Origin of the sequence: Pedobacter montanisoli (assembly GCF_022809115.1) — a bacterium.
In the GTDB taxonomy this organism is placed as follows: Bacteria; Bacteroidota; Bacteroidia; order Sphingobacteriales; family Sphingobacteriaceae; genus Pedobacter; species Pedobacter montanisoli.
The window spans coordinates 287,010-306,624 of the sequence record NZ_JALGBH010000001.1 but is presented as its reverse complement, the minus strand read 5'-3'; the positions used below and the strand labels follow the sequence as shown (position 1 = coordinate 306,624).

At 37.1% G+C, this 19,615-nt stretch carries 21 protein-coding genes; 14 read left to right on the top strand and 7 right to left on the bottom strand.

Annotated elements, in window-relative coordinates; translation table 11 throughout:
- Positions 1-212 precede the first annotated feature (212 nt).
- The 7 genes from mutL (at position 213) to MMF97_RS01335 (ending at position 8,248) form a co-directional block, all read left to right on the top strand.
- Complete coding sequence (gene mutL, locus MMF97_RS01365) at positions 213-2,072, top strand: DNA mismatch repair endonuclease MutL (RefSeq protein ID WP_243357827.1); 1,860 nt, start codon at positions 213-215, stop codon at positions 2,070-2,072.
- A gap of 18 nt (positions 2,073-2,090) precedes the next feature.
- Positions 2,091-2,819, top strand: a complete 729-nt coding sequence (locus tag MMF97_RS01360; protein ID WP_243357824.1) for a rhomboid family intramembrane serine protease — start codon at positions 2,091-2,093, stop codon at positions 2,817-2,819.
- Positions 2,812-3,678 carry a rhomboid family intramembrane serine protease gene (locus tag MMF97_RS01355; RefSeq protein WP_243357823.1) on the top strand — a complete coding sequence of 289 codons (867 nt, stop codon included), beginning with the start codon at positions 2,812-2,814 and terminating at the stop codon, positions 3,676-3,678. The genes MMF97_RS01360 and MMF97_RS01355 overlap by 8 nt, the downstream gene beginning before the upstream one ends.
- Positions 3,678-4,817 (top strand): endonuclease/exonuclease/phosphatase family protein, encoded by a 1,140-nt coding sequence (locus MMF97_RS01350; RefSeq protein WP_243357820.1) that lies wholly within the window; start codon positions 3,678-3,680, stop codon positions 4,815-4,817. Before MMF97_RS01355 ends, MMF97_RS01350 begins: the two co-directional genes overlap by 1 nt.
- 34 nt (positions 4,818-4,851) lie before the next feature.
- The gene (cysS, locus tag MMF97_RS01345; protein ID WP_243357818.1) at positions 4,852-6,312 is read left to right on the top strand and encodes a cysteine--tRNA ligase; all 1,461 of its coding nucleotides are present in this window, start codon (positions 4,852-4,854) and stop codon (positions 6,310-6,312) included.
- A 10-nt stretch (positions 6,313-6,322) separates the two neighbouring features.
- Positions 6,323-7,309, top strand: a complete 987-nt coding sequence (locus tag MMF97_RS01340) for a M28 family peptidase (protein ID WP_243357816.1) — start codon at positions 6,323-6,325, stop codon at positions 7,307-7,309.
- 78 nt (positions 7,310-7,387) lie between these two features.
- Positions 7,388-8,248: a nuclear transport factor 2 family protein gene (locus MMF97_RS01335; protein WP_243357815.1), complete on the top strand. Its 861-nt coding sequence runs from the start codon at positions 7,388-7,390 to the stop codon at positions 8,246-8,248.
- Between the two features lie 196 nt (positions 8,249-8,444).
- Here the strand turns inward: MMF97_RS01335 and lipA are convergent, their stop codons facing one another.
- Positions 8,445-9,338, bottom strand: a complete 894-nt coding sequence (gene lipA, locus MMF97_RS01330) for a lipoyl synthase (protein ID WP_243357813.1) — start codon at positions 9,336-9,338, stop codon at positions 8,445-8,447.
- A gap of 237 nt (positions 9,339-9,575) precedes the next feature.
- Between lipA and MMF97_RS01325 the strand changes: the two genes are divergently transcribed.
- Both MMF97_RS01325 and MMF97_RS01320 read left to right on the top strand, forming a co-directional pair.
- Entirely contained in the window at positions 9,576-9,980 is a 405-nt protein-coding gene (locus tag MMF97_RS01325) for an OsmC family protein (protein WP_243357810.1), read from the top strand.
- Positions 9,981-10,037: 57 nt separating this feature from the next.
- Positions 10,038-11,540 (top strand): malate:quinone oxidoreductase, encoded by a 1,503-nt coding sequence (locus MMF97_RS01320; RefSeq protein WP_243357808.1) that lies wholly within the window; start codon positions 10,038-10,040, stop codon positions 11,538-11,540.
- A 49-nt stretch (positions 11,541-11,589) separates the two neighbouring features.
- Here MMF97_RS01320 and ytxJ read toward each other — a convergent pair whose 3' ends face one another.
- The 3 genes from ytxJ to MMF97_RS01305 form a co-directional block, all read right to left on the bottom strand.
- Complete coding sequence (ytxJ, locus tag MMF97_RS01315) at positions 11,590-11,928, bottom strand: bacillithiol system redox-active protein YtxJ (protein ID WP_243357807.1); 339 nt, start codon at positions 11,926-11,928, stop codon at positions 11,590-11,592.
- A 163-nt stretch (positions 11,929-12,091) separates the two neighbouring features.
- Positions 12,092-12,583, bottom strand: coding sequence for a 6,7-dimethyl-8-ribityllumazine synthase (ribH, locus tag MMF97_RS01310; protein WP_243357805.1), 492 nt, complete (start codon positions 12,581-12,583; stop codon positions 12,092-12,094).
- Positions 12,584-12,682: 99 nt separating this feature from the next.
- Positions 12,683-13,351, bottom strand: coding sequence for a tetratricopeptide repeat protein (locus MMF97_RS01305; RefSeq protein WP_243357803.1), 669 nt, complete (start codon positions 13,349-13,351; stop codon positions 12,683-12,685).
- A gap of 193 nt (positions 13,352-13,544) precedes the next feature.
- Between MMF97_RS01305 and recF the strand changes: the two genes are divergently transcribed.
- Complete coding sequence (gene recF, locus MMF97_RS01300) at positions 13,545-14,648, top strand: DNA replication/repair protein RecF (protein WP_243357801.1); 1,104 nt, start codon at positions 13,545-13,547, stop codon at positions 14,646-14,648.
- On the top strand, positions 14,641-14,931 hold the full coding sequence (locus MMF97_RS01295; protein ID WP_243357799.1) for a DUF721 domain-containing protein: 291 nt from the start codon (positions 14,641-14,643) through the stop codon (positions 14,929-14,931). Before recF ends, MMF97_RS01295 begins: the two co-directional genes overlap by 8 nt.
- Positions 14,932-14,934: 3 nt before the next feature.
- On the opposite strand, the gene MMF97_RS01290 is transcribed toward MMF97_RS01295, so the two are convergent.
- The 3 genes from MMF97_RS01290 to MMF97_RS01280 all read right to left on the bottom strand — a co-directional run bounded on the left by MMF97_RS01290 (position 14,935) and on the right by MMF97_RS01280 (position 16,530).
- The gene (locus MMF97_RS01290) at positions 14,935-15,114 is read right to left on the bottom strand and encodes a hypothetical protein (RefSeq protein WP_243357798.1); all 180 of its coding nucleotides are present in this window, start codon (positions 15,112-15,114) and stop codon (positions 14,935-14,937) included.
- Positions 15,115-15,246: 132 nt separating this feature from the next.
- The gene (locus MMF97_RS01285; protein WP_243357795.1) at positions 15,247-16,026 is read right to left on the bottom strand and encodes an FKBP-type peptidyl-prolyl cis-trans isomerase; all 780 of its coding nucleotides are present in this window, start codon (positions 16,024-16,026) and stop codon (positions 15,247-15,249) included.
- Between the two features lie 84 nt (positions 16,027-16,110).
- Positions 16,111-16,530: a nucleoside-diphosphate kinase gene (locus MMF97_RS01280; RefSeq protein ID WP_243357792.1), complete on the bottom strand. Its 420-nt coding sequence runs from the start codon at positions 16,528-16,530 to the stop codon at positions 16,111-16,113.
- Positions 16,531-16,635: 105 nt separating this feature from the next.
- On the opposite strand from MMF97_RS01280, the gene MMF97_RS01275 reads away from it, so the two are divergent.
- From MMF97_RS01275 to MMF97_RS01265, 3 genes are all read left to right on the top strand, one after another.
- Positions 16,636-17,646, top strand: a complete 1,011-nt coding sequence (locus MMF97_RS01275; RefSeq protein WP_243357791.1) for a DHH family phosphoesterase — start codon at positions 16,636-16,638, stop codon at positions 17,644-17,646.
- A gap of 77 nt (positions 17,647-17,723) precedes the next feature.
- Positions 17,724-18,710, top strand: coding sequence for an FKBP-type peptidyl-prolyl cis-trans isomerase (locus MMF97_RS01270; RefSeq protein ID WP_243357788.1), 987 nt, complete (start codon positions 17,724-17,726; stop codon positions 18,708-18,710).
- Between the two features lie 100 nt (positions 18,711-18,810).
- On the top strand, positions 18,811-19,578 hold the full coding sequence (locus MMF97_RS01265) for a TatD family hydrolase (protein WP_243357787.1): 768 nt from the start codon (positions 18,811-18,813) through the stop codon (positions 19,576-19,578).
- Positions 19,579-19,615: the final 37 nt, after the last annotated feature.

Genomic DNA, 19,615 nt, shown 5'->3' with positions numbered 1-19,615 from the left:
GTTAAAAAGTAAATGTAATACTCTTGTTAATTATAGCTTTTCATAAAAATGTATCCTATGGATTTTCTTGCAATAGGTAAGCATTATAGCTTATCGTTGCTGTGCTATCATTTAGAATTCCATTTCTAAGTCATTTAGTATCAGTAATGTGAAAACAGCCTTTATTGGTACGCCTTATTTTCGCTAAATTAGCAACGGTACAAAACAAATAGATGTCTGATATAATACAACTTTTACCCGATAGTGTTGCTAACCAGATTGCAGCAGGAGAGGTGGTGCAGCGGCCGGCATCGGCAGTAAAGGAGCTTTTGGAGAATGCAATTGATGCAGGGGCAGATAAAATACAGTTAATTGTAAAAGATGCAGGCAAAGCCCTGATACAGGTGATTGATAACGGCTGCGGAATGAGCATTACCGATGCCCGTATGTGCTTTGAACGTCATGCAACTTCTAAAGTGCGCAAAGCAGAAGATTTGTTTGCCATACGTACCATGGGTTTTAGGGGAGAGGCTATGGCTTCTATAGCCGCAATTGCACAAGTGGAACTAAAAACCAAACGACATGAAGATGAAGTGGGTACTTTAGTTCAGATAGAAGGTTATAATTTTATTAAACAAGAACCGGTGGCTACTCCAAATGGTACTAGTATATCGGTTAAAAATTTGTTTTACAATACTCCGGCACGTCGTAATTTCCTCAAAAGCAATCCTACTGAAATGCGTTACATCATTGATGAGTTTCAGCGGGTAGCTTTGGCTAAGCCACATATTGCGCTCAGCCTGCATCATGATGGCAGTGAGATTTACCGTCTTCCGGCGGCCTCCATCAAACAGCGCATTGTGCATTTGTTGGGTAACAATTACAATGAAAGACTAATTCCTGTTGAGGAAGAAACTTCTATTATTAACCTTAAGGGATATATCGGTAAACCTGAATTTGCCAAGAAAACACGTGGAGAGCAGTTCTTTTTTGTGAATAATCGCTTTATTAAAGATGGCTATCTTAACCATGCGGTAAACAAGGCTTATCAGGAATTGCTACCTGATGATAATTTTCCTTTGTATGTGTTGTTTATCGATATTGATCCGGCTAACATTGATGTAAATGTTCATCCCACAAAGACAGAAATTAAGTTTATAGACGAAAAATCTATTTATGCCATCTTACACTCGGCAATTAAAAGATCTTTGGGTAGATTTAATATTACGCCAACTTTAGATTTTGATCAGGAAACGGCTTTTAGCGGAATGATCAGTGCTAAGGCACCTGAAGATATTGTACCACCAAGTATCAGCTTCAACCCGGAATTTAATCCTTTTGGACCGTCTAAAACCAATTCTAGTGCTATTCCGAAGGACTCTGCTTTTTCAAAAACTTATACGCCTAAAAAAGAAGTAGAACAAAACTGGCAGTCTTTGTATCAGGTCAATCATTTTGAGCAGAGCCAACAAACGGTTATTGACATAGATGATCAGGACGATGATGCTTTTGAGGTGCCGAGCAAACAATATATGCAGGTACACAATCGCTTTATTGTATCACAGATTAAATCTGGGGTAATGATTGTGGATCAGCAGACTGCACATGAACGCATTTTGTATGAGCGTTTTTTGATGCATCTTGAGAATAAAAGAGGCGCTTCACAACAAAGTCTTTTTCCGCAAACAGTAGTGTTATCTGCCGGCGATTATGAGTTGGCAAAAAGTTTGCTTGAAGATATTAAAAACTTAGGTTTTGATGTGCGTGAGTTTGGTAAGAATACTTTGATTATAGAGGGTGTTCCTGCAGATTTAGGGAGTACAAATGTGAATGAAACAGAATTATTTGAGCATCTGATAGAAGGCTTTAAAAACTCACAACAGGAGTTAAGATTAAGTAAGCGGGAAGCTTTGGCAAGAAGTATGGCCCGTAATAGTGCGATTAAAGCAGGTACAGCTTTAAGTCAGCAGGAAATGAACACTTTAATAGAAGAATTATTTGCCTGTAAAATGCCTAATACAAGTGTTAGCGGAAAAGCGACTATACAAACACTAACTTTGGCAGAACTTGCAGCAAAATTTGATAAATCATAAAAAACGCAAAATTATTGTATGAACAATATTCATATACCACCAGTAGTTAAAAACATTCTGATCATAAACGTGATCTTCTTTATAGCCACCATGGTTATAACGCGAGTAGATCTAAGTACGGTTTTAGGTGTTTATTATTTTGATTCACCACGTTTTGGGTTCTGGCAACCTATTACTTATATGTTCATGCATGGCGGTTTCATGCATATTTTCTTTAATATGTATGCCGTATTTATGTTTGGTAGTGTGCTAGAACAGCGCTGGGGAGCAAAACGTTTTATCAATTTTTACCTGATTACTGGCTTGGGGGCTTTGGCTTTGCAATGGGCCGTACAGGCTTTTGAGGTTTACCAAATTACAGGCTCAGCAATAGATAGAGGGCAAATTCCTTTAGATCTGTTTTTAAAAGACAGGTTTAATCCGGCTTTGTATTCCATGGAAAAATCGGCCACCCTGGCTTCTGTATATTTTACGCCTATGGTTGGTGCATCGGGTGCAGTATTTGGCTTACTGGTAGCTTTTGCCATGCTGTATCCAAATGTAGAGCTGTACATTATGTTTATCCCTGTCCCGGTAAAAGTTAAATACGTAATTCCGGTTTATGTCGTTTTAGAATTGTTTCTGGGTGTGGGTAAATTTCAGGGCGATTCGGTGGCGCATTTTGCCCATATAGGTGGCGCTTTGATTGGCTTTTTACTGGTGAAACTCTGGAAAGACAACAACAGATTTTACGATTATTATGAGTAATATTTGGAATGAAATAAAGTATAGAATATTTAAATCTGGTAACCCTGTTATGCTGTATATCGGTATTAATGCAGCAGTATTTTTGGTAACGGGTATCTTATCGGTTTTGGAGTTCTTTAGTGGCTTTAACGGAGCAGTGAGTGCATTTGCTCAGCAATATTTTGCCTTTCCTGCCGATCCTCATATGTGGTTAACCAGAGGCTATACCCTTATTACCTATGCTTTTTTTCATCAGGATTTCTTTCATCTTTTATTCAACCTGCTTTGGTTATATTGGATGGGACAATTATTTCTTGACTTTTTAAAAACCCGTCAGTTTCATTTTGTATATTGGGGAGGCGCATTTGCCGGAGCTTTGTTCTTTGCGCTGATTTACAATATCGCTCCTGTTTTCAGAGATGTGGTATCGGGTGCAGTATTGATTGGTGCCTCGGCTGCGGTTATGGCAGTTTTTACCGCTATTGCCACTTTGCTGCCCGATTATAGCATACGACTGATGCTATTTGGAACGGTTAAATTAAAATATTTGTTGTTGGCCTATATCCTGCTAGACATTATCAGCACTTCGTCTTCGGGTATGAATGTAGGAGGTAGTCTGGCACATTTGGGTGGAGTATTATGGGGATTTATCTATATTAAGCTGTTGCAAAAAGGTAATGATTTGAGTAACCTGCTTAAAAGAAAACCTAAATTACGGGTTGTTAAAAGCGATACCACAAATAGGTCAACTCATCAACACCAGACTAAGAAAGCAGATCAACAAGAAATAGATGCCATTTTAGATAAAATATCAAAAAGCGGTTACAGTAATTTAACCGCAAAAGAGAAACAAACTTTATTTGACGCAAGCAAAAATTAATGGTAAAAAAGAGCAGACTTACATTTATAGATAAACTGATGCTGTTGATTACGGCAGGTTTTGTTCTGGGTTTGCTTTTGGGTATGGCGGCTGGTAAAATAGATCCTCGCAAGTTCATCTATATTGCTTTTTTTGGCCTGGCATACAGCTATTTTTTAATTGCAAATGTGCTGATGGTTATCTATTGGCTGTTTAGAAAAAAATGGCTGTTTTCTATAGTAATTGCTGGTTTAATTTTATGCGGATGGGGACCTTTAACCGCCAGTTATCAGTTTTCTGGAGATGAGGGCAGTAGCGAAAAAGAAGATCGTAATGTTTTAAGGTTGATGACTTATAATGTGCATCAGTTTAAGCGCTATGGCGAGAATAATGATGTTTCTACTAAAGATCAGATTTTTGAGGTCATTAAAAAGCAGAACCCTGATATCATTTGTTTTCAGGAGTATTATACCCGTTATAAAGGTGCATTTGATATTACTGACAGTGTTAAAAAAAGCTTAGGTTTAAAATATTATTATTTTCTGCCTTCTGTAAAAAATGATTATGAAGCCTGGGGCGCAGCTATTTTTTCACGCTATCCCATTAAAAATACCGGGCAGGTAATTTATGGACCGGTAAGCGCAGGTAATGGAAGCATATTTGCAGATATTCAATTCAAAAATCAGACACTAAGGATTTATAACGTACACTTTCAATCCATATCTTTTGATAAACAGGATTATGATTATATAGATCAGGTTTCTAAAAAGATGGATGCCCAGTACCGACCTACAAGAAGAATAGCCGGAATGCTAAAATCTGCATTCTTGAAACGAAGTGGGCAGGTTGAGATTTTTAAAGATAGCCTGCGTAATTGTAAGCTTCCTTTTATAATTGCCGGCGACTTTAACGATACACCCGCATCTTATGCGGTGAGTAAAGTAATGCGGGGCTTAAAAAATGCTTTTGTAGAAAAAGGGCAGGGATTTGGAAAAACCTATAATGGTAAATTTCCTAATTTCCAGATAGATTATATCGCTACTTCTTCTAATCTGCAGATCAACAGCTACCACATCTCCAAAGCAAAATTGTCAGATCATTTTCCTGTGCGCAGTGATATTAAATTGGGCAATTCTTTACTTAGCACAGAAGAAAACTAAAACCGTTTAATGCTAAAAAAGTTACCTTTGTAATATGATACAAGAACTTCAGTTATACAATACAATTTCTCGCAAAAAAGAGATTTTTGAACCTTTAAATGCACCCCATGTGGGGATGTATGTGTGCGGTCCTACTGTTTACAGTGATGTGCATTTAGGTAACTGTCGTACTTTTATTTCATTTGACCTTATTTTCAGGTATCTTACTTATGCAGGTTACAAAGTTCGGTATGTACGTAACATCACTGATGCTGGTCATTTAGAGGGCGACAGAGATGAGGGTGATGATAAATTTGCTAAACGTGCCAAACTGGAGCAGTTGGAACCTATGGAGATTGTACAAAAGTACACGTTGGGTTTTCATGAGGTATTGAGGTTGTTCAATACACTTCCACCAAGCATTGAGCCAACAGCTACCGGGCATATTGTTGAACAGATAGAAATGGTAAAAGCTATTATTGATAATGGTTATGCTTATGAGATAGATGGAACCATATATTTTGATGTAGAAAAATACAGCAAAACCTATAACTATACCATTCTTACCAATCGTAATTTAGAGGATATGTTGGCCAATACCAGAGAGCTGAATGGTCAGGATGATAAACGTGGTCGTTTGGATTTTGCACTGTGGATCAAAGCTAAGCCAGAAACTTTGATGCAATGGCCTTCGCCGTGGGGCATGGGTTTTCCGGGATGGCATATTGAGTGCTCGGCCATGAGTGCTAAATATCTGGGACAGGAATTTGATATACACGGTGGTGGTATGGATCTTGCAGCTACGCACCATACCAACGAGATTGCACAATCAGAAGCCTGCTCTCATGTGCAGCCTGCCAAATACTGGATGCATACCAATATGCTTACTGTAAATGGTACAAGGATGTCGAAATCTGCAGGAAACGGATTTTTACCACATGAGCTCTTTACCGGGGATCACCCTTTGTTGCGTAAAGGGTATAGCCCAATGACGGTTCGTTTTTTCATGTTGCAGGCTCATTACCGTAGTACATTAGATTTTAGTAACGATGCGTTAGATGCTTCTGAAAAGGGATTGAAGCGTTTGATGAACGCAATGGCTTTATTGCCTAAACTTGTGCCATCAGAACAAAGTGATGTAGAGATTGAGCCGATAAGAATAAACTGCATCAATGCAATGAACGATGATTTTAACAGTCCTATTGCCATTGCAGAATTATTTGAAGCAGCAAGAATTATCAATACAATTTATGATGGTACCAATAAGATTTCGACCAGCGAGCTTGAGAAATTGAAAAAACTGATGCATGATTTCGTATTTGATATTTTCGGACTTAAAAATGAAGAAGCTGATAATACTGATTTGAACGATGTACTGGATATGATCATTGACTTGAGACAAGAGGCTAAATCCAATAAAGATTATGCTACCTCAGATTCGATCAGGATAGGTTTGCAGAAAATAGGTATTCAGTTAAAAGACAGTAAAGAAGGTACTACCTGGACTAAAATATAGTTAATAAAGTATGAAAAAGAGATGGTTAATACTCCCGGCTATCGCATTATTTAGTTTGCATGCATGTCAGCAGAATAAAAATAATGAAGGTAAGGAGAGTACAGAAAATACAGTAAAACTGATTTCACCTGAATTTGATCCGGATAGCGCTTATGCTTATGCCAAGGCACAGGTAGATTTTGGTCCGCGTATTCCTTCAACAGATGCGCATGCTAAATGCGCAGCCTATCTGGAACAAAAATTAAGCGGTTTTGGGGCTAAGGTTAGTGTTCAGCAAACACAGGTAAAAACCTATGATGGCAAAAGCCATACCCTGAAAAATATTGTTGCCGTTTTTGATCCTGAAAAAAAACAACGCGTATTGGTTACAGCGCACTGGGATGCACGTCCTTTTTCGGATCAGGATCCTGATGTAGATATGAGAAATAAAGCTTTTGAAGCTGCAAATGACGGAGCTAGTGGCGTAGCTGTTATCCTGGAAATGGCAAGACAGATACAAAAGAGCAAGCCTGAGGTAGGAGTTGATTTTATTCTATGGGATATTGAAGATTATGGCAAAGCGAATGACGACAGTCCGAATGAAACTACCTGGTGCCTGGGCTCACAATATTGGGCTAAAAATCCACATATTGCCGGATATAAAGCCATGTATGGTATTAATCTAGATATGGTAGGTGGTAGCAATGCACAATTTACACAGGATGAAGTATCTAGAAAATATGCTGCTAATGTGGTAAATAAAATATGGAACGTAGGTAATGAGATTGGTTATGGTGCTTATTTTATCAATGTGCCTTCAGGAAATATCATAGATGATCATTTTTGGATGAACCAGGCGGGTGTACCAACAGCAGATATTATTCATTATTCTGATAATTCGGGTTTCTATGTAAACTGGCATACACAACTGGATAATATGAACAATATTGACAGAAATACTTTAAAAGCTGTTGGGCAAACGGTACTTGAAACCATATACCGCGAAAAAACCCAATAAGATGTTTAATTGTTAAATACTTTTTTGAGCTAAGTAAATACTTAGCTTTATATTCGCTACATCTATTAAAACCAAAACATGAATAAGATTATTATATCAGCTTTAGCGATGACGCTTTGTGCTAATGCTTATGCCCAAAAATCAGACGGCACTACTAAATCATTGGTAGAAGCAGAAAAAGAGTTTGCAGCTTCAGTTAAAAAAGAAGGAACTTCAGCAGCATTTTCAAAATTTGCGGCCCAGGATGGAATTGTTTTCAGACCAAATCCAGTAAATGCCAAAAAACATTTCGCTATTGCAAAAGACATTTCTGGCCTAAGTTGGGATCCGGTAATCGCACGGGTATCAAGAAGTGGAGATTGGGGGTTTACGTTGGGTAATTATACTGTAGCAGAAGGAAGTAAAGCAACATATGGGCATTATTTAACCGTATGGAGGGCTACTGATGGTAAATGGGAATATATTATTGATATTGGAGCAGATGCTGTTAAGCCTTTTGATAAAAAAACATTAAAAAGCTTTGTTGAGCCTAAAGATAGTTACAGGCCAAAATTTGCTTCTGCAAAAGAGTTAAAAGCTTCGGTAGATATTATTTATGCTACAGAAAAGACTTTAAATACCACTTTAAAAGCAATGGGCCCTCAGGCTTTCGCAGGCTTTTTAAATCATGATGCAGTTTTACAGTTCCCTGGAACGGAAACCATTACCGGTAAAAATGATATTTTAGCTTTTAACAATAGAGTTATGGATAAAATCTCTCTTAAAACAGTACAAGCTGATAAAGCTTTAGGAGGTGATTATGCTTATACTTACGGTGTTGCAACCATAGATTATAAAGCTGATCTGAGAGAAAGCTTTAATTATGTGTTTATCTGGCAACGTCAGTCGGATGCTACATGGAACATCATTGCACAGATATTTAATGAGGCTGTAAGATAAATTACAGTACTTAACTATAAAATAAATAAAAGGCTGTTCAAACTTAATTTCTTTGTCATCCTGAACTTCCCGAAATGAGTTCGGGACAGGTTGTTTCAGGATCTTAATCCGTAAAACCTGATTTGAAAGATTCGTATCTGGTACGGAATGACGGAAGAGCGTTTTTGAACAGCCTTTCTTATGTTAAAGCTTATTATTAAGCTATACCTTCAATATCGAATAAGTGTTTTTCTGCATGATAAGAAGAACGTACCAGAGGTCCGCTTTCTACATATTTTAAGCCTTTGGCAAGACCTGATTCTTTGTATTTAGCAAACTGGTCTGGGTGGATCCAATCTACCACAGGGTGATGGCTTTTTGTAGGTTGTAGATATTGACCTAAAGTTAAGATATGTACACCGTTAGCTACCAGATCATCCATAGCTTCTAATACATCTTCTTCAGTTTCTCCCAAACCTAACATGATACCGGTTTTAGTACGTAAACCAAATTCCGAAATTCTTTTCAGGCATTCTAAACTTCTGTCATATTTAGCTTGTATGCGAACTTGTCTGGTCAAGCGTCTTACAGTTTCCATGTTGTGCGAAACAACTTCTGGTCTTTCTTCTAATACGCGATATAAATTGTCCCATTGTCCTTTAAAATCAGGAATTAAGGTTTCTAAGGTAGTAATAGGACTTTCTCTTCTGATCGCTTTTAAGGTTTCAGCCCAGATGATAGAACCGCCATCTTTAAGGTCATCCCTATCAACAGAGGTAATTACGCAATGTTTAACACCCATTAGTTTAACAGATGTGGCTACACGATTAGGCTCGTCATTGTCAACAGCTAATGGTCTGCCGGTTGCTACAGCACAAAAAGAACATGAACGGGTACAGATATTACCCAAAATCATAAATGTGGCTGTTCCTGCTCCCCAACACTCGCCCATGTTAGGGCAGTTGCCGCTTTCGCAAATGGTATGCAGCTTGTGTTCATCCACAAGAGATCTTACTTGAGCATATTCTTTACCAACAGGTAATTTAACTCGTAACCAATCCGGTTTACGCGGTTTATCGGTAACAGCAGCTACAACAGGTAATTCTATCATATTGCAAAGTTAAATAATCTTTACCAATAGTTATAAGCCTTATGTGTTGCAAACATGTAATGTTTTGGAAGTAAAATTAGACGCATGTTAGGTTTAAGGCTAGTAATTGGGCATTATGCTTGCGCAACATGAAAGCCTAATGTAAAAAAAATAAGAAATTAACTTAAAAACCCTTAAAAGACAAAGCCATATGCAAAATAAATAATAGCAAAGCTTAAATTTGCAGAAAATTTAGCAATGGCAACATCAAAAATTACTTATACCGGAGGGTTAAGAACTTCTTCGGTTCATGTAAAATCGGGAAATACCATTATTACCGATGCTCCTGTAGATAATCACGGTAAAGGAGAAGCTTTCTCGCCCACAGATCTGTTAGCCACTTCGTTGGGTAACTGCATGCTTACCATTGTTGGTATAGCGGCAAATACACATGGCTTTAATATAGATGGAGCTACAGCCGAAGTTACCAAAATTATGGCCGAGCAGCCACGTAGGGTAAGTGAGATCAGGATTGATTTGCATTTTCCTGCAAATAATTATTCTGCTAAAGAAAAAGAAATTATAGAACGGTCGGCAAGAACTTGTCCGGTTGCCTATAGCCTGCATCCTGATATAAAGAAAGAAATTACGTTTAACTTTTAGTATAAACTTTTTAGCACTCCGGGTGTTAAGAGTACATAGATTTTATTTGGTTTTTTAATGAGTAAGAAAAAAAAATCGGTTACCGAAACCGATGTAGATGTGGTTCTGATAGGAGCAGGTATTATGAGTGCAACATTAGGTGTACTCTTAAAAGAACTTGAACCCGGTTTAAGCATTGAAATTTACGAAAGACTTGATGTTGCTGCGGCCGAAAGCTCTGATGCCTGGAATAATGCCGGAACAGGTCACTCTGCCTTTTGTGAACTTAACTATACACCACAAAAAGCGAATGGTACAGTAGAAATTAAAAAAGCTGTGAGCATCGCAGAATCTTTCGAAGTATCTAAGCAGTTCTGGGCGTATCTGGTGCAAAAAGGAGTGTTATCTAAGCCCGAAGATTTCATCAAACATATCCCTCATTTAAGTTTTGTATGGGGCAAAAAAAATGTAGAGTTCTTAAAAACCCGTCATACCAATCTTACAGCTTGTCACCTGTTTAAAGACATGGAGTACAGCGAAGATCCTAAAACCATAGACAAGTGGATTCCATTGGTAATGGAAGGAAGAGATGCTAAAGAGAAGGTGGCGGCCACTAAAATGGAATTGGGAACAGACGTGAACTTTGGCTCATTAACCCGCGAAATGTTTGCTTATTTAGGCAAACAGGAAAATGTAAAATTATATTTTCACCATGAAGTTCGTGACCTTGAAAAAGAAGGTAGCACCTGGGAAGTCGAGGTAAAGAATTTAGAGAACAGGAAAAAAGCTAAACGAAAAGCCAAGTTTGTATTTATCGGTGCTGGAGGTGGATCTTTATTGTTACTGGAAAAAGCAGATATCAAAGAAGGAAAAGGTTTTGGTGGTTTTCCGGTAAGCGGACAATGGTTAAAATGTACCAATGAAAAGGTGATTGCTCAGCATCATGCTAAAGTGTATGGTAAGGCTGCGGTAGGTGCACCGCCAATGTCGGTACCTCATTTAGACACCCGCATTATTAATGGCAAGCAAGCTTTGCTTTTTGGTCCTTATGCAGGATTTTCAACCAAATTTTTAAAGAATGGTTCTTATCTGGATTTAGCCAAATCTATTAAGTTTAATAACATACGCCCGATGATATCGGCAGGATTGAAAAATATTGATCTGACCAAATACCTGATTGAGCAAGTGCGTCAATCGCCCGAAGACAGGTTTGAAGCTCTAAAAGAATTTATGCCAAATGCCGATATTAAAGACTGGGAATTAGAAGTTGCTGGCCAACGTGTACAGGTCATTAAAAGAAAAGCAAGCGGTGGTGGTATATTGGAATTTGGGACCGAAGTTGTAAGTGCCGCAGATGGTTCTATAGCGGCTTTATTAGGAGCTTCTCCAGGCGCTTCAACAGCAGTATCTATTATGCTTGATCTTTTGGGTCGCTGTTTTAAAAAACAGATACAAACTGCCGAATGGCAAACCAAAATAAGAGGTATGATACCAAGCTACGGACAGAAATTAGCTGAAGATCCGGAGTTGTGTGCCGAAACTCGTAATTATACCTCTAAAGTATTGAAATTGAACTCTTAATAAGGGAGAGCTAAAAAAGAGGATATCTTAATTAGGATATCCTCTTTTTTTATAAAGACTTTTCTATTTCTGCGGCAATTTCTTCTGCCGATATATCACTATGAGAGGAATCTAAAATACATTCACCATTTTTAATTAAAAGGGCTTGTGGCGATTCATGGTGAACATGAAATGTTTCTGCGATATAGTTAGAAACATCGCGATGAGCAATAAGATCTAAAAAATAAAGTTTGGTGTGCGAAGGAATACTTTCCCAACCAAATTCAAAGCTTCTTTTAGCCATTGAACTTACAGAACATCTGGTACTGTGTTTAAAAATAACACTATAGCCCTGAGTCTGTTTGATCTCATCAACCTGTTGAGTTGAAGTAAGGTCTTGCCAGCGCATTAATTTTTTCTCCCTTTATATTCAGGATAAGAACTGTAAGCCGGGCAAAGTTTATTTGAGCACGATTGCAGTACGCTTAATACGCAAAATACAACAAGCACAATAATCGCTATTTTTTTCATCGTTAAATTTTAATGGTTCTAAAATACACAAAATTTTAAACTTAAACATGTGCTGCAAAATGAGCCATTTTTATTGCGGTGATGGCAGCCTCGTCGCCTTTGTTTCCATGCACACCACCAGCACGGTCTATAGCCTGTTGCTCATCATTGGTGGTTAATACGCCAAAAATAACAGGTTTGCCATGTTTAAGTCCAACGTTGGTTATACCATGTGCGGCAGCGTCACAAATAAAATCAAAATGTTTGGTATCGCCTTGTATAACACAGCCTATACAGATTACGGCATCTAAATCTTGCTGTTTGGCTAACAGGATATCTGCTGCCGAAGAAAGTTCAAACGTACCCGGTACGCTTAAAGAAACAATGTTTTCTTCTTTAACCTGATGTTTTTTCAATGTACTGAAAGCCCCTTCATAAAGGGCTCCTGTTATTTTTGCATTCCACTCGGCTACAATGATGCCAATTTTAAAATTTTCTCCACCAGGAATAGTGGTATGAGAGAAATCTGATAGGTTTTTAAGATGTGTTGCCATGTGGCAAAGATAAATTAATTTATAGGTTTTACGATAGGGTGAACAGAAAACAAAAAAGCCCTGCAACATTGCAGGGCTTTTTATAAATATGTTGATGTCTTATTTAACCTGTGCGTTTGCTCTGGCAATATATTCATCGATCATAGCAGCTTCCTGACTTTGAGGAAACTCGCTTTTTATTTTAGTATAAGCTTCTTCAGCGGCTTTGAAATCTTTTTGAGCTTCATAAACCAAACCTAATTTCTTTAAGAACATAGGTGCAGTAAATTTATTGTTAGATTTATCAGCAGCCTTTTTATAATAAGAAGCGGCTTGTTTATAATCTTTAAGTTCGCTGTAAGCATCACCTAATAAACCTAAAGCAAGTGGATCAATAACTTCACTTCCTGTAGATGAATATTTATTTAAAGCATCAACAGCTTTTTTATATTCACCTTTACGAAGATAAATACCACCTAAGTATAAATTAGCTAAGTTAGCTGATTTTGTATTTTGGTATTCCTCAGCAATTTTTTCTAATCCTGGGTATCCGCCTTCACCGTTAATCGCTTTATTAGCCAACGAGTCAACACCAATGTATTGTTCAGCTTTGAACATTTGTGCAGAAGCTTCTTCGGCTCTGTTTTTTAAATAAACATTCTGATACCAGATGTAGATACCAATTAAAACTACAACTGCACCAGCTATAAAGAGTAAACTTTTAGCATTTTCCTGAACAAAAGAACCTTTTCTTACCGGGTGTTCTATTTCTTTCTCTTTTACAGACATTTTATAATTTGGAATTAAGGATTGCAAAAATACATTTTTCAATGAAAGTATCAACCCCTTTTTAACTATTTAATTAAAGTTTAGCGTTTTACCATAGCTTTATGATTAAAATTTCTCTGCTTGTTTAAGTAAAAACGTTTTACAAAATAAATCATTTACCACGAGGGTAAAAAATGGTAACTTTGTTTACCTTATGTGGCTAAAAAATTTAACTCTTCTTTATTTTAAAAACTACGCATCGGCAGAGCTTACTTTTTCACCTACCGTTAATGCTTTTGTAGGTAATAATGGTGCCGGAAAAACCAATTTGCTAGATGCTATACATTATTTATGTCTTTGCAAAAGTTATTTCAATCCAATAGACAGCCAGCAGATTAAAATAGGAGAAGAACTTTTTTTAGTGCAAGGTAATTTTGATAAAGATCAGAAACCTGAGCAAATTAGTTGTGGGGTTAAGCGAAATCAGAAAAAGCAATTTAAGCGTAATAAAAAAGAATACGAAAAACTGGCAGACCATATTGGTTTATTTCCGGTAGTAATGATTTCTCCCTATGATGTGAACCTGATTATGGAGGGTAGTGAAGAGCGCAGGCGTTTTGTTGATAATGTGATCTCGCAAACAGATACGCAATATCTCGATTTACTGATTACATACAATAAACATTTACTGAATAGAAACACCTTGCTTAAACAGGTGGCAGCTACTCATAAACTGGATGTAGCACTTTTAGAAATCCTGAATGAACAACTGATTAATGTAGGCAATGCTATTTTTTCGAAACGTAAACAATTCTTAGCTGAGTTTATTCCTTTATTTAACAAGCATTACAGTTTTATTTCGGGCGATGCAGAAGAAGTGGCTTTAAGTTACCAATCTCAGTTGAGTGAAAAATCTTTTGAAGTTCTACTGGAAGAAAGCCTGGAAAAAGACCGGGTATTAGAACGTACCACTACAGGCATTCATAAAGATGAGCTGTTATTTAGTATTGCGGATGTACCTTTAAAGAAATTTGGCTCGCAAGGACAGCAGAAATCCTTTTTAATTGCATTAAAATTAGCTCAATATAGCTATTTGCAAAAGTTTAAAGGGTATAAACCCTTGCTTTTACTGGATGATATATTTGATAAATTAGACAGTTTGCGGGTACATAAATTGATGCAAATGGTATCGCATGATGATTTTGGACAGATTTTCATTACCGATGCCAATAAAGAACGGGTGGTAAATGTATTTAATGAGATAAAAGCAGATATTAATTTGTTTGAGGTTGTAAACGGAAATGTAGCACATGCGTAAACCCAATGACATAACGCTGAAAGAGGCTATTGAGAAAATGCTCAAACATTACCGTATAAAAGGTAAGTTTGATGAAACGGGAGTGGTAGCTTTATGGCCCGAAATTATGGGAACCGCAGTGTCTAATCGTACCACACAGATTTATGTACACCAGCACAAACTATTTGTTCGTATAGAATCTTCGGTTATTAAAAATGAATTACTGATGGTACGCTCTGCGATTATTCATAAAATTAATGAAAGGATAGGCGCACAAGTAATCAGCGAGATTGTCTTTTTATAGGCTTTAAGTATCCTTACCCCCTCCAAAGATTTTTGCCCCTAACCAAATAATGAGGGCTAAGACCAAAACAACGATCAGTACACCAGACCATACACCTGCTTTAAAAATACCTGCTATAAATTCGCAACTCTGTAATGTGGTACAAAATATCAATACTAAAGCAATCCAACTAAAATTTTTCATAGCCTTTCCGTTTCCATAATTAACGCTTTTAGATATGAAAAGGTTTTATAACTTTTAGGCAAAAAGAAAAGGTCATTAAAAAAGTAACCCCTTTTAATGACCTCTATGAAACGTCTTTTATTGAAATCTGATTTAATTAGTTGCTGGAGTGTCTATTTTAATCAGCTCAACATCAAAAATCAATGTAGCATACGGAGGGATATTCTGTCCGGCACCGCTGGTTCCATAACCCAAGTTATAAGGAATATAAAACCTGTATTTTGAGCCTTCAGGCATTAACTGAACACCTTCTGTCCAGCCTTTAATTACCCGGTTCAGTTCCAGAGAAATAGGTTCACCTCTTTTATAAGAGCTGTCAAACTCAAAGCCATTAAGTAAAGTGCCCTGATAATGTACGGTTACCTGATCTGTGGCTTTGGGTTTATTACCTGTACCTTGTTTAATAACCTCATATTGCAAGCCACTTGCTGTGGTAATTACACCTTTTTTAAGTTTGTTTTTTGACAGAAAATCTTCGCCTTCTTTAATCTGAGCAGCAAATTGGTTTTTGTTTTTTTCTTCTCTTACACTGGTCAGGCTTTCAAAAAGCTTATTGATGGTAAGCTGAGCAGTTTCTTCATTTAAAACAGGAGTGTTGTTATCAAAAGCATCTTTTAAACCTTTAACCAGCAATTCGTAATTTAAGCTGCTTAAACCTCCTGCTTTTAAATTGCTGGCCATAGCGTTACCAAAGGCATAACTGGCAGAATCAAGTAGATTAGTAAAAACAGGTTTTGCTGTAAATGTAGTTTTGGTTACTGTCTTAGTCGTTGTAGCTGGTTTTTTGGCTACAGTAGCTGCTTTAGGTTTGTTTTGCGCTTTTACCTGAGCAGATAAAGCTAAAGCAAATATTAGGATATAAGTTTTTTTCATGTTAAAGGTTTGAGGGCGAAATATACAAATAAAAAATAAGCACCCTGAAAAGAGTGCTTAGGTTAAAAACAATATTCTTAATGCTTAGAAACGCTCGTCAGCAGCGAAGAAGAAATCGCCTTCAATTTGAGCATTCTCATCAGAATCTGATCCATGGATAGCATTTGCATCGATAGATTTAGCATATTTCTGACGGATAGTTCCTTCTGCAGCTTCAGCAGGGTTTGTTGATCCAATTAGTTTTCTGAATTCTTCAATTGCATTGTCTTTCTCTAAAATAGCAGCAACAATTGGTCCTGAAGACATGAAGCTTACTAAATCATTGTAAAAAGGACGTTCTTTGTGTACCGCATAAAACTCACCTGCTTTTTCAGGGCTAAGTTGAGTGTACTTCATTGCAATAATTTTAAATCCTGCTTTTGTGATATCATTTATGATTGCACCGATGTGTCCGTTTGCAACAGCATCAGGTTTAATCATAGTAAAGGTTCTGTTAGTTGTCATTTGTATTAAATTTTTTGCAAAAATACAGTTTATAAAATTAAAATTAAAGAGACAGTAAGAAGAAGATGTCTTTATATTTAAAATCCTTAACTTCGCAAGCTATATATGATTACAAGTGCCGATTTAAAAAGCTTATTGTCAGTGCCCCAACAGATTGTGATTACTACACATCACAAACCTGATGGCGATGCCATGGGCTCATCATTGGGTTTATACGCTTACCTAATTCAAAAAGGTCATCACGTTAGTGTAATTGCACCTACAGATTATCCTGAATTTTTACACTGGATGCCTAACAACAGTGAAGTTATTATTTATACAGAAGCAGAAGAACAATCTGTAAAACTGGTAAATGAAGCCGCCATTATTTTCTGTTTAGATTTTAATGCCCTAGGTCGTATTAATAACCTTGGCGAACATGTTAGAGAAGCTTCTGCTGTAAAAGTAATGATCGATCATCACCTTGATCCAGAAGATTTTGATGATTACAGACACTGGAATATCAATGCATGCGCATCTGCCCAACTGGTTTATGATTTTATCATGAATGTAATGGAAGAGCCTCAGCTGGTTAATAAAGATGTTGCTACCTGTTTATATACCGGAATCATGACAGATTCAGGTTCTTTCCGTTTTCCTTCGGCAACAGCTGAAGTTTACCGTATTGCTGCCGATCTGATCGATGCCGGAGCTGAACACTGGCGCATCCACCAGCTGGTTTATGATAACGTTTCAGAAACCCGAATCAAATTTTTAGGGTATTGCCTGTCGCATAAATTAGAAATTCTAAGAGATTTTAATACAGCTATTATAAGCGTAAATAAACAGGAACTGGAGCAGTTTAAAATAGAAACTGGCGATACAGAAGGCATTGTAAACTATGCCTTGTCTGTTAACGGTATCAAGTTGGCGGCTTTTATTATTGAGCGCACAGATAAAGTTAAATTATCACTACGGTCTACCGGCGATTTCCCGGCAAACGAGATCTGTAAAAAATATTTTAACGGAGGCGGGCACAGAAACGCCGCGGGAGGTTCATCTGATCAGAGCCTTGAGCAAACTGTAGCAGCTTTCAAATCGATATTACCCGAATACAAAGCACTACTTTTTGTTTAGTATAAATTTTTACAATAAGTATATAAGTAAAGCGTAAAGCTGTTAAATTCGCATCACGTTATTAAACATAAAATTAAATGAAAAAAAGTTTAGCAATTCTTTTTGTAGCAGCCTTAGGTTTAGCTGCATGTAACACTGAAAAGAAAGGACCGGGAGGTTTGTTATATACCATCCATAAATCTGGTGGAAAAGACAAAATTAAAGAAGGAGATATCGTTAAGATTAACTTTACCCAGAAAAATGAAAAAGATTCTATATTAGGCAGTACTTATGATACTGAGCAGGCTCAAATATTTCCTGTAAGTAAAAAGAACTATGCAGGCGACATGAATGATGTACTTACCCTTTTTGGTGAAGGTGACAGTGCAACATTTAAGATTAATTTGGATACCATGGCTGCACGTACAAACCAGCCTAAACCCGAGCAATTTAAAAATGATAAATACATGGTATTTACGATTAAAGTTGAGAAAGTATTCAAAAGAGGAGCTAATGAACCTGATTCGATATTCCATAAAAAAGCAAGCGATTTTTTCCAGGCAGATTACAAAGCTGATATGGAGAAAAGAAAAGTTGCTGAGCCAGGTAAAATCCAACAATATATTAAAGAAAACAATTTAAAAGTAACTACTGCGCCTAGTGGCCTGCAATATGTAATTACTGCTCCGGGTACTGGCGAAAAAGCAACCAATACCGATACTGTATTGGTTAATTATATTGGCAGATTTACCAAAAAAGATGCAAAAGGCAAATATAGATTGTTTGATACAAACGTTGAAAAAGCAGCTAAAGAGGCTGATCACGTACAACCCGGACATAAATACGAGCCTGCAAAAATGTTGCCTACCAACGTAGTAGCTGGTTTCTCTGAGGCTATAAAATTAGTGGGTAAAGGTGGTAAGATCACGGCTATTTTCCCTTCTAAATTAGGCTATGGTGAAGAAGGTGGTGGTCCATTTGCTCCATATACACCAATGGTTTTTGAAATAGAAGTATTAGACATCATTAAACCTAAAGCAGCAGCCCCTGTGCAACCAGCACCTCCGGCTCCTGTAAAAAAATAATTTTAAATCATTCTCGGTTTGTAAACCCTGCTTGAGTTTCTCGGGCAGGGTTTTTTATTTAAAGCTTTAATAGCCGCTTAAATTAAAATAACTTTGCAGTATGCAACTTACAGATACCCATACCCACCTGTATTATGAAAAAGATCCACAATTGCTTAGGCAATTAATGGAAAGGTGTTTTGAACAAAAGGTAGAACGATTATTTTTGCCCAATGTAGATGTAAACTCTATACTTTTAATTGATGAGCTGGTAAAAAACTACCCTGATCATTGCTTTGCCATGCTAGGATTACATCCCTGTGATGTAAAAGAGGATTTTGAAGAACAGTTGCATATCATTAAAAATAGTTTGACTGGCAGAAAAATATATGCCATAGGAGAAATAGGGATTGACTTATATTGGGATAAAAGCACTTTAGCTATTCAGCAGAAGGCATTTGCCCGGCAGATAGAATGGGCAAAATCTTTGGATCTGCCTATCGTAATTCATTGTAGAGAGGCCTTTGATGAAGTTTTTGAAGTATTGGAAGAACATAAAGACCCGAAATTAAGGGGCATTTTTCATTGCTTTACAGGCAATATAAAGCAGGCAGAACGAGCTATAGATCTAGGCTTTTATTTAGGGATTGGGGGAGTAGTTACCTATAAAAAAGCAGGGTTAGATGAGGTATTAAGAAGCATAGACCTTAAAAATATTGTACTTGAAACGGATTCGCCTTATCTGGCACCTGTTCCTTTCAGAGGTAAACCTAATGAAAGCAGTTACCTTATTCATATCGCTCAGAAAGTGGCAGATATCTATGCAATAGATTTAGCAGAAATAGCGGAAGTTACTACCACTAACTCAAAAAAAATTTTTGGTGTTTAGACAAAGCTTATAACTTTATAGCACTAACTAACTTACT

What these genes read in the sequence shown, in the direction of transcription:
- MMF97_RS01270 (WP_243357788.1), top strand. Translation starts at nt 17,724, where the DNA reads ATGAAAAAAAGTTTAGCAATTCTTTTTGTAGCAGCCTTAGGTTTAGCT.
- MMF97_RS01275 (WP_243357791.1), top strand. Translation starts at nt 16,636, where the DNA reads ATGATTACAAGTGCCGATTTAAAAAGCTTATTGTCAGTGCCCCAACAG.
- MMF97_RS01325 (WP_243357810.1), top strand. Translation starts at nt 9,576, where the DNA reads ATGGCAACATCAAAAATTACTTATACCGGAGGGTTAAGAACTTCTTCG.
- MMF97_RS01350 (WP_243357820.1), top strand. Translation starts at nt 3,678, where the DNA reads ATGGTAAAAAAGAGCAGACTTACATTTATAGATAAACTGATGCTGTTG.
- recF (WP_243357801.1), top strand. Translation starts at nt 13,545, where the DNA reads ATGTGGCTAAAAAATTTAACTCTTCTTTATTTTAAAAACTACGCATCG.
- MMF97_RS01290 (WP_243357798.1), bottom strand. Translation starts at nt 15,114, where the DNA reads ATGAAAAATTTTAGTTGGATTGCTTTAGTATTGATATTTTGTACCACA.
- MMF97_RS01335 (WP_243357815.1), top strand. Translation starts at nt 7,388, where the DNA reads ATGAATAAGATTATTATATCAGCTTTAGCGATGACGCTTTGTGCTAAT.
- MMF97_RS01280 (WP_243357792.1), bottom strand. Translation starts at nt 16,530, where the DNA reads ATGACAACTAACAGAACCTTTACTATGATTAAACCTGATGCTGTTGCA.
- lipA (WP_243357813.1), bottom strand. Translation starts at nt 9,338, where the DNA reads ATGATAGAATTACCTGTTGTAGCTGCTGTTACCGATAAACCGCGTAAA.
- MMF97_RS01355 (WP_243357823.1), top strand. Translation starts at nt 2,812, where the DNA reads ATGAGTAATATTTGGAATGAAATAAAGTATAGAATATTTAAATCTGGT.
- MMF97_RS01305 (WP_243357803.1), bottom strand. Translation starts at nt 13,351, where the DNA reads ATGTCTGTAAAAGAGAAAGAAATAGAACACCCGGTAAGAAAAGGTTCT.
- MMF97_RS01285 (WP_243357795.1), bottom strand. Translation starts at nt 16,026, where the DNA reads ATGAAAAAAACTTATATCCTAATATTTGCTTTAGCTTTATCTGCTCAG.
- MMF97_RS01340 (WP_243357816.1), top strand. Translation starts at nt 6,323, where the DNA reads ATGAAAAAGAGATGGTTAATACTCCCGGCTATCGCATTATTTAGTTTG.
- mutL (WP_243357827.1), top strand. Translation starts at nt 213, where the DNA reads ATGTCTGATATAATACAACTTTTACCCGATAGTGTTGCTAACCAGATT.
- ribH (WP_243357805.1), bottom strand. Translation starts at nt 12,583, where the DNA reads ATGGCAACACATCTTAAAAACCTATCAGATTTCTCTCATACCACTATT.
- MMF97_RS01265 (WP_243357787.1), top strand. Translation starts at nt 18,811, where the DNA reads ATGCAACTTACAGATACCCATACCCACCTGTATTATGAAAAAGATCCA.
- ytxJ (WP_243357807.1), bottom strand. Translation starts at nt 11,928, where the DNA reads ATGCGCTGGCAAGACCTTACTTCAACTCAACAGGTTGATGAGATCAAA.
- MMF97_RS01320 (WP_243357808.1), top strand. Translation starts at nt 10,038, where the DNA reads ATGAGTAAGAAAAAAAAATCGGTTACCGAAACCGATGTAGATGTGGTT.
- MMF97_RS01360 (WP_243357824.1), top strand. Translation starts at nt 2,091, where the DNA reads ATGAACAATATTCATATACCACCAGTAGTTAAAAACATTCTGATCATA.
- cysS (WP_243357818.1), top strand. Translation starts at nt 4,852, where the DNA reads ATGATACAAGAACTTCAGTTATACAATACAATTTCTCGCAAAAAAGAG.
- MMF97_RS01295 (WP_243357799.1), top strand. Translation starts at nt 14,641, where the DNA reads ATGCGTAAACCCAATGACATAACGCTGAAAGAGGCTATTGAGAAAATG.